The 12,145-nt window shown below is 68.0% G+C and carries 12 protein-coding genes; 4 read left to right on the top strand and 8 right to left on the bottom strand.

Going from position 1 to position 12,145, the window contains the following annotated elements; all coding sequences use genetic code 11:
• Window positions 1–2 precede the first annotated feature (2 nt).
• The 7 genes from AB6807_RS09430 to AB6807_RS09400 form a co-directional block, all read right to left on the bottom strand.
• On the bottom strand, window positions 3–1,250 hold the full coding sequence (locus tag AB6807_RS09430; RefSeq protein ID WP_371084362.1) for a phenylacetate--CoA ligase family protein: 1,248 nt from the start codon (window positions 1,248–1,250) through the stop codon (window positions 3–5).
• Between the two features lie 49 nt (window positions 1,251–1,299).
• Window positions 1,300–2,112, bottom strand: a complete 813-nt coding sequence (locus AB6807_RS09425; RefSeq protein WP_116910247.1) for an ABC transporter ATP-binding protein — start codon at window positions 2,110–2,112, stop codon at window positions 1,300–1,302.
• Window positions 2,113–2,231: 119 nt separating this feature from the next.
• On the bottom strand, window positions 2,232–3,551 hold the full coding sequence (locus AB6807_RS09420) for an ABC transporter substrate-binding protein (protein WP_116910246.1): 1,320 nt from the start codon (window positions 3,549–3,551) through the stop codon (window positions 2,232–2,234).
• 81 nt (window positions 3,552–3,632) lie between these two features.
• On the bottom strand, window positions 3,633–4,697 hold the full coding sequence (locus tag AB6807_RS09415; protein ID WP_116910245.1) for a branched-chain amino acid ABC transporter permease: 1,065 nt from the start codon (window positions 4,695–4,697) through the stop codon (window positions 3,633–3,635).
• 12 nt (window positions 4,698–4,709) lie between these two features.
• On the bottom strand, window positions 4,710–5,639 hold the full coding sequence (locus AB6807_RS09410) for a branched-chain amino acid ABC transporter permease (RefSeq protein WP_371084361.1): 930 nt from the start codon (window positions 5,637–5,639) through the stop codon (window positions 4,710–4,712).
• 14 nt (window positions 5,640–5,653) lie between these two features.
• Window positions 5,654–6,439, bottom strand: a complete 786-nt coding sequence (locus AB6807_RS09405) for an ABC transporter ATP-binding protein (RefSeq protein WP_116910243.1) — start codon at window positions 6,437–6,439, stop codon at window positions 5,654–5,656.
• Complete coding sequence (locus tag AB6807_RS09400) at window positions 6,436–8,391, bottom strand: long-chain fatty acid--CoA ligase (RefSeq protein WP_371084360.1); 1,956 nt, start codon at window positions 8,389–8,391, stop codon at window positions 6,436–6,438. Before AB6807_RS09400 ends, AB6807_RS09405 begins: the two co-directional genes overlap by 4 nt.
• Before the next feature lie 84 nt (window positions 8,392–8,475).
• On the opposite strand from AB6807_RS09400, the gene AB6807_RS09395 reads away from it, so the two are divergent.
• The 4 genes from AB6807_RS09395 (at window position 8,476) to AB6807_RS09380 (ending at window position 10,897) form a co-directional block, all read left to right on the top strand.
• Entirely contained in the window at window positions 8,476–9,300 is an 825-nt protein-coding gene (locus AB6807_RS09395; RefSeq protein WP_371084359.1) for a Crp/Fnr family transcriptional regulator, read from the top strand.
• Window positions 9,297–9,767, top strand: a complete 471-nt coding sequence (locus AB6807_RS09390; RefSeq protein WP_371084358.1) for a hypothetical protein — start codon at window positions 9,297–9,299, stop codon at window positions 9,765–9,767. The genes AB6807_RS09395 and AB6807_RS09390 overlap by 4 nt, the downstream gene beginning before the upstream one ends.
• A gap of 65 nt (window positions 9,768–9,832) precedes the next feature.
• Window positions 9,833–10,606 carry an SDR family NAD(P)-dependent oxidoreductase gene (locus tag AB6807_RS09385; protein ID WP_371084357.1) on the top strand — a complete coding sequence of 258 codons (774 nt, stop codon included), beginning with the start codon at window positions 9,833–9,835 and terminating at the stop codon, window positions 10,604–10,606.
• Between the two features lie 33 nt (window positions 10,607–10,639).
• Window positions 10,640–10,897 carry a hypothetical protein gene (locus AB6807_RS09380; RefSeq protein ID WP_116910239.1) on the top strand — a complete coding sequence of 86 codons (258 nt, stop codon included), beginning with the start codon at window positions 10,640–10,642 and terminating at the stop codon, window positions 10,895–10,897.
• A gap of 169 nt (window positions 10,898–11,066) precedes the next feature.
• Here the strand turns inward: AB6807_RS09380 and AB6807_RS09375 are convergent, their stop codons facing one another.
• Entirely contained in the window at window positions 11,067–12,059 is a 993-nt protein-coding gene (locus AB6807_RS09375; protein WP_371084356.1) for an MBL fold metallo-hydrolase, read from the bottom strand.
• Window positions 12,060–12,145 lie beyond the last annotated feature (86 nt).

Below are 12,145 nucleotides of genomic sequence, written 5' to 3'. Positions count from 1 at the left end.
TGCTACTTGTAGCTGCGCGCGTCCTCGATCACCTTGCCGTCGTTGGGCAGGCTGCCCGGCGCCACCTGCTCGATGGTGGCGCGCAGCTTGGTCACCTCGCGCGCCGCGTCGGCAATGCGCGCGTCCAGCCCTTCGGGGGCGCTCGCGCATTCGATCTTCAGCGTCATGCGGTCGTCGCCCATTTCGCCCGACACCACCAGCCGCGCGCGCTGCACTTCCGGAAAGCGCCGCACCACGTCGGCCACCTGCGAGGGGTGCACGAACATGCCGCGCACCTTGGTGGTCTGGTCGGCGCGGCCGAGCCAGCCCTTGATGCGCTTGTTGGTGCGGCCCGTGGGGCAGGTGCCCGCCAGCACCGCGGAAAGGTCGCCCGTGCCGAAGCGCACCAGCGGGTAGTCGGGGTTGAAGGTGGTCACCACCACCTCGCCGACCTCGCCGTCGGGCACCGGGTCGCCGGTGCCGGGCCGGACGATCTCGACCAGCACGCCTTCGTCGATCACCAGCCCTTCGCGCGCGGTGGTTTCGTAGGCGATGAGGCCCAGGTCGGCGGTGGCGTAGCACTGCGTGCCCTGCACGCCGTGCGCGGCAATCCAGTCGTGCAGGCTGGGCGGAAAGGCCTCGCCCGACACCAGCGCCTTGGTGAGCGAGGGCAGCTTCAGCCCTTTCTCCTCGGCCTTCTCCAGCAATATCTTCAGGAAGCTTGGCGTGCCGGCATAGCCCTCGGGCTTGAGGTCGACCATGGCCTCGAGCTGCTGTTCGGTCTGGCCGGTGCCGCCCGCGAACACGGTGCAGCCCATGGCGCGCGCGCCGCTTTCCATGATCGAGCCCGCGGGCGTCATGTGGTAGCTGAAGCTGTTGTGAATGAGCTCGCCGTTCCTGAAGCCCGCCGCATGCAGCGCACGCGCGGTGCGCCAGTAGTCGCGCGCCTCGCCCTCGGGTTCGTAGATGGTGCCGGGGCTGGCGAACACGCGCGGCATGCGCGGGCCGCGCCCGATCGAAGAGAAGCCGCCGAACGGATCGTCCTCGCGCCTGGCCTTCTGCAACTCGAGCAATTCCGACTTGCGCGTGACCGGCAGCCTGGCGAGCGCTTCGCGCGTCGTCACGTCCGCGGGCTTCACGCCGTCGAGGATCTTCGTGAACGCGGGTGCGGCGGTCTGGGCCTGCGCGACCTGCCGGGGCAGTGCGGCGAGCAGGTCGCGTTCGCGTTCGGCGGGGTCACGGATTTCTAGGTTGTCGTAGTGGTCGGTCATGTCCGTACCCTTGGTCTTTCAGTTCGGTCTTGCGACGCGGGTGCACCCATCAAGCCAGCCACCTCTTGCGCCGCTTGTAGCTCTTCACGTCGCGAAAGCTCTTGCGGTCCGCGCCGCCGACGCCGAGGTAGAACTCCTTCACGTCCTCGTTCTCGCGCAGGCTCCTGGCCTCGCCGTCCATCACGATGCGGCCGTTTTCGAGGATGTAGCCGTAGTCCGCGTAGCGCAGCGCCATGTTGGTGTTCTGCTCGGCCAGCAGGAAGGTCACGCGCTCCTTGGTGTTCAGGTCTTTCACGATCTCGAACACCTCTTCGACGATCTGCGGCGCCAGGCCCATCGACGGCTCGTCGAGCAGCACCATGGTCGGGTTGGCCATCAGCGCGCGGCCGATGGCGCACATCTGCTGCTCGCCGCCCGAGGTGTAGGCGGCCTGCGAGGCGCGCCGCGTCTTCAGCCGCGGAAAGTACGCGTAGACCTTCTCCAGCGTCTGCTGCACCGCGGCCTTGCCGTCGGTGCGCGTGTAGGCGCCGGTCATCAGGTTTTCCTCGATGGTCAGGTGGGCGAAGCAGTGGCGGCCTTCCATCACCTGGATCAGCCCGCGCCGCACCAGCTCGGCCGGCGACAGCGCCTCGATGCGCTCGCCGCGCAGCTCGATGGTGCCCTTGGTGACCGCGCCGCGCTCGCCCGCCAGCAGGTTGCTCACCGCGCGCAGCGTGGTCGTCTTGCCCGCGCCGTTGCCGCCGAGCAGCGCCACGATGCCGCCGTCGGGCACCGAGAGCGACACGCCCTTCAGCACGAGGATCACGTGGTTGTAGATCACCTCAATGCCGTTGACGTTGAGAAGGATGTTGGGTTCGCTCATGGTGATGTCCGAAGCATGTGGAAGGCGGTCGTGGTCGTGCGCAGGCCCGCCTTTCAGATGCCGGCTCGCGACGGAGCCGACGGGGAGGGCCGCGCCGCGCGCAGCCCCCGTGCGGCGCCTTACGAGCAGGCGCGCGGCTTGACGTTCTTGTCCTTCGCGTACTTGGCCGCGTATTCCTTCACCAGCGGGTCGATGTGGGTCTTGTCCGATTGGTACCAGTCCGACTTGATCTCCCACTTGCCGCCGTCCCACTGCACGATGCGCGCCCAGTCGTCGCCCATGTGGTTGCTGCACGAGGTCTTCACCGGCCGCATGACTTCGCCGAAGCCCAGCGCCTTGAGCTTGTCGGCCGTGAGGTTCAGGTTCTCGAAGCCCCAGCGCACCTGCTCGGGCGACAGCGGCTTGCCCTTGCCGTACTTTTCCTGCGCGGTGCGGATCGCCTCCACCTGCAGCATCGAGATCATCATGCCGCGGGTGTGCGCGATGGAGCCGATGCCGTCGGCCGGGCCGGTGCCCTGGCCCTTGTCGTACACCAGCTTCTTCAGGTCGTCGTGCACCTTGTCCTTGGCCGCGCTGTTGTGCAGCGTGATGGCGTTGTAGCCCTTGGCGCCGGCGCCGATGTCCTTCACGTCATGGTCGGAGCCGGCCCACCACACCGCGTAGATCTTCTCGCGCGGGTAGCCGCTGGCCTGCGCCTCGCGAATGCCGGCGGGCGTCATCACGCCGGCCGACCAGAACAGCACGTAGTCGGGCTTCTGCTGGCGAATCTGCAGCCAGGTCGACTTCTGCTCCACGCCGGGCGGCGTGACCGGGAACAGCGAGAGCTCGAAGCCTTCGGCCGCGGCGCGCTTCTGCAGCAGCGGAATCGGTTCCTTGCCGTACGGCGAGTCGTGGTAGACCAGCGCGATCTTCTTGCCCTTGAGGTTGCCCTTCTCCTTCTTCGCGATGTCCTGGATCATCACGTCGGCCGCGGTCCAGTAGGTGCCCAGCAGTGGAAAGTTCCACTCGAACACCGTGCCGTCGGCCGACTGCGACAGGCCGTAGCCCGGGGTCTCGACGACCACCTTGTCGACGAAGGCCTTGTCGGTCACCGCGAAGGTGATGCCGGTGGACTGCGTGTCGAAGCCCGAGGCGCCCGAGCCCTTGGCCTTCAGGCGCTCGTAGCACTCCACGCCCTTGGCCGCGTCGTAGGCGGTTTCGCATTCTTCGTACGTGAGCTTCACGCCGTTGACGCCGCCGTCGCGCGCGTTCACCAGCTTCAGGTAGTCCTGCTTGCCGTCGGCCCATGGAATGCCCAGCGGTGCGAACTGGCCGGTGCGGTAGACCAGCAGCGGCACGAACTGCTCGGCCGGCTGGGCCTGCGCGAGCGAGCCCGCGACGGCCATCGAAAGCCCCGCAGCGGCAAGTGCCGCGGTGCGTGCGAGTTTCCTGAATTGCATGGCTTGTCTCCTTTTATTGAGCACGTGAGTGCGTGGTGAAACGGGATGCGGTAACCGGATGCGGTAGCTGGGTGCCGGGGGTCAGTGCGGGAAGGGCCACAGCCGCAGCTTCTGCCGCGCGGTGGACCACAGCCGCGCCAGGCCGTGCGGCTCGACGATCAGGAAGAACACGATGAGCGCGCCGAAGATCATGTGTTCCAGGTGCGACGCGGTGGCCGTCGAAATCGACAGCCCCAGCCAGTGCGGCACGTAGTTCAGCAGCAGCGGCAGCAGCACGATGAAGGCCGCGCCGAAGAAGCTGCCGGCAATGGAGCCCAGCCCGCCGATGATGATCATGAACAGCAGCTGCAGCGACTTGTCGATGCCGAAGGCCGCGGGCTCCCACGCGCCCAGGTGCACGAAGCCCCAGAGCGCGCCGGCCACGCCGACGATGAAGCTGCTCACCGCGAAGGCCGTGAGCTTGGCGTACACCGGGCGAATGCCGATCACCGAGGCGGCCACGTCCATGTCGCGCATGGCCATCCATTCGCGCCCGATGGCGCCGCGCACCAGGTTCTTGGCCAGCAGCGCGAACACCACCACCAGGCTCAGGCACAGCAGGTACTTCTGCGTGGGCGTGTTGAACTCGTAGCCCAGCATCTGCAGCGAGTTCACGCTCACCGAGCCCGAGGACGAATCGTTGGTGACCCACTTCACGCGGTTGGTGAACCAGTCCATGAAGAACTGCGCGGCCAGCGTGGCCACCGCCAGGTACAGCCCGCGGATGCGCAGGCTGGGTATGCCGAACAGCACCCCCACCACCGTGGCCGCCAGCCCGCCGCCGATGAGCGCCACCAGCAGCGGCATGCCCTCGATGCGCACCTGCAGGTTGTAGGCCGCATAGGCGCCCACCGCCATGAAGGCGCCGGTGCCCAGCGAGATCTGCCCGCAATAGCCCACCAGCACGTTCAGCCCGATGGCGGCCAGCGCCAGGATGAGGAAGGGAATGAGCACCGCGCGAAAGCTGTAGTCGCTGGCCAGCAGCGGCACCGCCACGAAGGCAATGGCCGCCAGCGCCAGCATGGCCCAGCGGTCTTGCGCCACCGGGAACAGCGCAAGGTCGGCGCGGTAGCTGCTCTTGAATTGGCCGTTTTCTCTGTAGAACATCTTTGTGTGCCTTTAGACGCGGTCGATGATCTTGTCGCCGAACAGGCCCTGCGGCCTGACCAGCAGCACCGCCAGCGCGAGCACGTAGGCAAACCAGTTCTCGATGCCGCCGCCCAGGAACGGGCCCAGGTAGATCTCCGACACCTTCTCGCCCGTGCCGATGATCAGCCCGCCCAGGATGGCGCCGGGCACCGAGGTCAGGCCGCCCAGGATCACCACCGGAAACGCCTTCAGCGCCACCAGCGAGATGGAAAACTGCACGCCCAGCTTGCTGCCCCAGATCATTCCCGCGACCAGCGCGACGATGCCGCCGATGGACCACACGATGACCCAGATGCGCGCCAGCGGAATGCCGATCGACTGCGCGGCCTGGTGGTCGTCGGCCACCGCGCGCAGGGCGCGGCCGGTGCTCGTCTTCTGGAAGAACAGCGTCAGCGCCACCACCAGCGCCGCGGCGATCACGGCCGCGTAGAGGTCTTCCTTGCTCAGAAGCAGGCCGCCTTCGAACACGTTCTCCAGCACTAGCAGCGGGTCCTTGGGCATGCCGATGTCGATCTTGTAGGTGGCGCTGCCGAAAATCAGCTGCCCCGCGCCGTCGAGCACGTACGAGATGCCCAGCGTGGCCATGAGCAGCGTGATGCCCTCCTGGTTGACCAGCCGGCGCAGCGCGAGCCGCTCGATGAGCCAGGCCACCACCACCATGCACGCCGCCGCGGCGATGAAGCCGAGCACGGCGCCCAGCACCACGCTCTGGAAGCCCAGCCACTTCGGTATCCATTCGGCGAAGCGCGCCATCGCGAGCGCGGCGAACAGCACCATCGCGCCCTGCGCGAAGTTGAAGACGCCCGAGGCCTTGAAGATCAGCACGAAGCCCAGCGCCACCAGCGCGTAGAGCATGCCGGCCATCAAGCCGCCGAAAATCGTTTCGAGAAAGAAACCCATGGGGCCCGCCGTTCCTAGTGTTCCGCGCCGAGATAAGCCCGGATCACGTCTTCGTTGTTCCGAACCTCGTCGGGCGTGCCGTCGCCGATCTTCTTGCCGTAGTCCAGCACCACCACGCGGTCGGAGATGTCCATCACCACGCCCATGTCGTGCTCGATGAGAACGATGGTGGCGCCGAACTCGTCGTTCACGTCGAGGATGAAGCGGCTCATGTCCTGCTTTTCTTCCACGTTCATGCCGGCCATGGGCTCGTCCAGCAGCAGCACCTGCGGCTCCATGGCCAGCGCGCGGCCCAGGTCCACGCGCTTCTGCAGGCCGTAGGGCAGGCGGCCCACCGGCGTCTTGCGGTGCGGCTGGATCTCCAGGAAGTCGATGATGTGCTCGACGAACTCGCGGTGGCGCAGCTCTTCGCGTTCGGCCGGGCCCCAGCGCAATGCCTGCGCGAGCAGGCCGCTCTTCATCTTCAGGTTGCGCCCCGTCATGATGTTGTCGAGCACGCTCATGCCCTTGAACAGCGCCAGGTTCTGGAAGGTGCGCGCCACGCCCATCTCGGCCACCTGGCGCGAGTTCATGTGCTTGAAGGTCTGGCCGCGGAAGGTGATGGAGCCCTGCTGCGGCCAGTACACGCCGTTGATGCAGTTCAGCATCGAGCTCTTGCCCGCGCCGTTCGGCCCGATGATGGCCCGCACCTCGTGCTCGCGCACGTTGAAGCTGATGTCCGTCAGCGCCTTCACGCCGCCGAAGCTCAGCGAGATGTTCTGCACGTCGAGGATGACGTCGCCGGTCTTTCGCGCGCTCATGCCGCTGCCTTCACGATGGGAAAGGTCTTCGCCTCGACGATCTTCAGCGTGGCGCTCACCGCGCCCGTGCGGCCGTCCTCGAACTTGACCTGCGTCTCGATGAACTGCTCGGTCTTGCCGCCGTACAGCGCCTCGAGCAGCACCGCATATTTCTCGGCGATGAAGCCGCGGCGCACCTTGCGCGTGCGGGTGAGCTCGTCGTCGTCGGGGTCGAGTTCCTTGTGCAGCACCAGGAAGCGCGCGATCTGCGTCTCGCCCATGCCGTCCTCGCCCGCGAGGTCGGCGTTGACCTTGCCGATGCACTCGGCAATGAGCGCCAGCACGTCGGGCTTGCCCGCCAGGTCGACGTAGCCGCCGTAGGCCAGCCCGCGCCGCTCGGCCCAGTTGCCCACCGCCTCGAAGTCGATGTTGATGGCCGCGCACACCTCGTCGCGCCCGTTGCCGAAGCACACCGCTTCCTTGATCTGCGGGAAGAACTTGAGCTTGTTCTCGATGTAGTTGGGCGCGAACATGGCGCCGCCCACGAGCTTGCCCACGTCCTTGGCGCGGTCGATGATGCGCAGGTGCCCTTCGCTGTCGAGCACGCCCGCGTCGCCGGTGTGGAAGTAGCCATTGGCGTCCAGCACCTCGGCGGTGGCGTCGGGGCGCTTATAGTACTCCTTGAGCACCGACACGCCGCGCACCAGCACCTCGCCGTCGTCCGAGATCTTCAGCTCGATGCCCGGCGCGGCGGTGCCCACGGTCTGCAGCTTGACCTTGCCGTCCTGCTGCAGGCACACGTAGGCGCAGGTCTCGGTCTGGCCGTAGAACTGCTTCAGGTTCACGCCGATGGAGCGGTAGAAGCGGAACAGGTCGGGCCCGATGGCCGCGCCCGCGGTGTACGCCACGCGGATGCGGCTCATGCCCAGCACGTTGCGCAGCGGCCCATAGACCAGCAGGTTGCCCAAGGCATACATCAGGCGGTCGCCCGCGCTCACGGGCGCGCCGTTCAGGATGTCGGCGCCCACGCGCTGCGCCAGCGCCATGAACTTCGCGTACAGCCAGCGCTTGGGCGCGGCCGCGTCTTCCATGCGGATGGACACCGCCGTGAGCAGCCCTTCGAAGGTGCGCGGCGGGCCGAAGTAGTAGCTCGGGCCGATCTCGCGCATGTCGTTCATCACCGTCTCGCTCGACTCGGGGCAGTTCAGCGTGAAGCCGCCCACCAGCCACTGCGCCACCGAGAACAGGTGGTCGCCCACCCACGCCATCGGCAGGTAGCTCATGATGTCGTCGCCGGGGCCGAGCCGGTCGGTCTCCACGCCGCCGCGGCCCGCCGCGATGAAGCTCGCATGCGTCTGGCACACGCCCTTGGGCCGCCCGGTGGTGCCCGAGGTGTAGAGGATGACGCCCACGTCGGTCGCCTCGCCGGCGGCCACCGCGCGGTCGTAGTAGCCCAAGTTGGCCTTGTCGAACTCGCGGCCCAGCGCGCGCAGCTGCTCGTAGCTGACGAGCCCGGGCTGGTCGTAGTGGCGCAGGCCCTTGGGGTCGTCGTAGATGATGTGGCGGATGCAGGGGTAGCGCTCTTTCTGCAGCTCGCGGCACTCCAGCAGCTTGTCGACCTGCTCCTGGTCTTCGACGACCACGAACTCGATGGCGGCGTCCTGCAGCATGAAGACCATCTCGCCGGCCACCGCGTCCTGGTACAGCGGCACGGGCACGCCGCGCAGGCTCTGCGCGGCGACCACCGCCATGTACAGGTGCGGGCGGTTGGCGCCCACGATGGCCAGGTTGTCGAAGGCCTTGAAGCCGAGGCTCGCCAGGCCGCAGGCCATTTCGCGCACTTCCTGCGCCACGGCGTTCCAGGTCCAGGTTTGCCAGATGCCGAGGTCCTTCTCGCGCACGGCGGGCGATTCGGGTCGGGCCTCGGCATGCGCGAGCAGCAGACGGGGGAAGGTGGGGGCGGTAGTTTGCACAGTGGGCGGATCGTAGGTCTCACTTTGACGCCCGGTTGTCGTTCCAACGACAATCCTAGGGACACTACTCCCCGGAGTTTCCCGATGCCTGCTGGCAACCTTTCCTCCAACAACGTGCTCGGCGGTTCCATCAAGGACCGCGTGCGTCCCCCCAACGGCGCCGAGCTCGGCAGCATTCCCTGGCTGCACACGCTCACGCCCGCCGAGCGCCGCCGCGCCGAGGCCACGCTGGTGGTGGGCGAGGCCGAGCCCGGCGACCTGGTGTGCCGCGTCGGGCGCTCGCCCACCTACTGGTTCGGCGTGGTCGAGGGGCTCCTGAAGATGAGCAACGACAACGCCGACGGCGGCTCGGTCACCTACACCGGCGTGCCGCCCGGCGGCTGGTTCGGCGAAGGCACGGTGATGAAGCGCGAGCCCTACCGCTACAACATCCAGGCGCTGCGCCGCAGCGTGGTGGCGGGCCTGCCCATCGAGAGCTTCCACTGGCTGCTGGACCACTCCATCGGCTTCAACCGCTTCGTGATGAACCAGCTCAACGAGCGGCTCGGCCAGTTCATCGCGGCGCTGGAAATCGACCGCCTCAACAACCCCGACGCCCGCGTGGCGCGCAACCTGGTGTCGCTGTTCAACCCGGTGCTGTACCCGGGCGTGGGCGAGGTGCTGCGCATCACGCAGCAGGAGCTGGCGTACCTGGTGGGCCTGTCGCGCCAGCGCGTGAACGAGGCGCTGAACGGCCTCTCGGCGCAGGGGTTGATCCGCGTGGAGTACGGTGGCCTGCGCGTGCTCGACCTGCCGGGCCTGCGCGTGAGCGCGATGTCGAACAAGAAGAACAACCCCGCGGCAAACCCCTCCGCGAACCCTGCTGCGGGCAGCGCCGCGAACAGCACCGCTGAAATGGAAACCCAATGAGCCTCGAAGACCAGATCCAGATCGTGCCCGCCGATGCGCAGGCCGCTTTCATCCCGCCGCCCGAAACCGCCAAGGTCAAACCAAAGCCCGACGGCCCCACGCTCGAGGAAGCCATCGAGCGCAACGAGCAGCTCACCGAGCAGCTCGACGCGCTCCACCAGGTGCTGGCCAAGCCGCTCGCCGAGATCCTGGCCGACCGCGAGAACGCCGACGAGGCCGCGCTCGCCTGGGACCGCTTCGGCGCCATGTGGATGCTGTCGCAGCGCGCCATGCGCCGCGTGGCGCTCGACCTGGCGGCGCAGCTCGGCGTGAGCGAGCAGGAGGTGGTGGCGCGTGCCATGGACAACGCCAACGCCGTGCTCAACGGCGCGGACGAGGTCGACCTGGGCGGCACCGTCGCGCCCGCGCAGCTGCAGCACATCGCGCGCCACCGCGCCTTCTTGCGCAAGCAGTTCAAGACCGGCTGAGCGCGCCGCGCCGTTATTCGATTGCCCTTACCCTTGCCGCCTTCGTTCCAGAAAGACTTTTCCAGATGACCGCTTCCCACCTCACCCTCATCACCGGCGCCTCGCGGGGCCTGGGCCAGGCCATGGCCGAACAGCTGCTGCAGGCCGGCCACGTGGTGCTGGGCATTTCGCGCAAGCAGAACCCCGAGCTCGCGGCGCTGGCCGGCAGGGCCGAGGCCGCCGGCGCCGAGCTCACGCAATGGGAGCAGGACCTGTCCGACCCCGTGGCCGCCGCGGCGCGCCTGTCGGACTGGCTGAAGACGCTGGACGGCCAGCGCTTCGACAGCGTCACGCTCATCAACAACGCCGGCACCGTGGGCAACCCCGCGCCCCTGTCGAGCGCGGTGGCCGCCGAGCTGTCGCTGGCGCTGCGCATCGGGCTGGAGGCGCCGATGCTGCTGACCTCCGCGTTCCTGGGCGCCACGCGCGAATGGCGCGGCGCGCGCAAGGTGCTGAACATCTCGTCGGGCCTGGGCCGCAACGCCATGGGCAGCCAGGCGCCGTACTGCGGCGCCAAGGCCGGCATGGACCACTTCTCGCGCGCCGTGGCGCTCGAGGAGGCGCAAGCGCCGAACGGCGCGCGCATCGTCTCGCTGGCGCCCGGCGTGATCGACACCGACATGCAGGTGCAGCTGCGCGGCGCCTCGGCCGAGAAGTTTCCGGACCGCACGCGCTTCGAGAAGATGAAGAACGAAGGCATGCTCGACAGCCCCGCCACGGCCGCGGCCAAGGTGCTGAAGTACTTGGCGCGCGAAGACTTCGGCGCGAACCCCGTGGCCGACGTGCGCGACCCGGCCTGAACGGCACCCTCACGCAAGAAACGGCAGCACACCATGGCCACCGCCAAGTCGATAGACACCAACGACTACAAGCTCTTTCCGTCGCCGCGGAACGTGCACCGCGTCATCTTCGAGCACCAGGTCTTCGTGCCGTACCCGTACGCGCTGATCGTGATGGACGAGTTCTATTTCAAGGGCCGCTTCAGCCTGTTCTCGGCGTGCAGGATGAGCGACGGGAAGATGGGGCAGGTGGCGACGTTCGAGCTGGAGACGGACGTGGATATCTTCAATACGAAGTTCGTGCCGGACTGAGTGCGGCCTTCGTGGGCTTGTCCCCTCTCCCCCTGGGGAGAGGGTCAGGGTGAGGGCCGGCGGCCCGACAACATCGCTCAGTCTTCATTGCCGCCACCCTCACCCCAGCCCTCTCCCCGAGGGGAGAGGGAGCAAGAGCCGCGGTTCGCACGCGCGCTCTCTCGGACGATCACTTCTGCATCGCAAACCGGTCACGCTGCGCCTGCGCGCATTCCCCCATCGCATTCAACGCCCGCTCCACCGTCGGCGTCCCCAGCACGAACGGGTTTGCCGCCGCCGGCTGCTGCCGCAGCGCCGCGAGCTTGGCCTGCGAGCCATCGAAGCCCGAGTGGTTCGACACCAGCACGTCGATCTTCTGCGCCTGCGCCAGCGTGCCCATGCGCCGCGTGGCGTCGATGTAGCTGCCCAGGCGCGGCACGTTGTTGCCGAAGTTGAACGACGTGCCGCCCCACAGCATGGCGCGGTGCACCTGCCCGCCCGCGCGCACGTCGAACACCGGCGAGAGCGTGCCCATGGTGTGTCCCGGCGTGAGGTACAGCGTGACGGTGGTGTCGCCCAGCGTGAGGCGGTCGCCATCTTTCACCGACAGGTCGCGCGGGCCGCGCTTGGGCGGCGCGCCCCAGATCGGCGTGGCGAACTCCAGCCGGGTCTCGGTCATCGTCCAGTCGGCCTCGCTCATGACCACGCGCGCGCCGTATTTCTGCGCGAGGTAGGGCACGCCGCCGTAGTGGTCGCCGTGGCCGTGCGTGACCACCACGTACTTGATCTGCGCCGGGTCCAGGCCCAGCTTGCGCATGCCGCCCTCGATGAGCGCGGCCGCCTCCACCTGGTTGTTCAGCGCATCGATGAGGATGATGCCGTCCGAGGTCTTCAGCGCCCAGGCGCTCACCCAGTCGGCGCCCACGAAGTAGAGGTTGTCGAAGGCCTTGCCGGGCGGCGGCGCGGGCTTGTCGATGAGCGCGGTGAGGCTCCTGTCGAGCTCGGCCTGCGCCGGCCGCGTGGAGGGGGCGGGCTTGCACAGCGCGAGCAGCGCGCCGAGGTCGCTGCCGGCGGAGCGCGTGGCGGCGGCGACGTGCGATGCGACCGACGCATCGCTGGGCGCGGAAGCGCCCGCAACCGGCGCCTGCGCGCAGCCTTGAATGAACGCGACCGCCGCGGCCACCGCGGCTGTCTTCAGAAGCGCGTGCGAAGAATGGAAAGTACGGGAAGGCGAAAGAACCATCGGTGTCTCCATGCCGTCGGTGCGGC

Origin of the sequence: Variovorax sp. RCC_210, from assembly GCF_041355175.1 — a bacterium.
GTDB lineage: Bacteria > Pseudomonadota > Gammaproteobacteria > Burkholderiales > Burkholderiaceae_C > Variovorax.
This window is presented reverse-complemented; position numbering and strand designations above follow the sequence as displayed.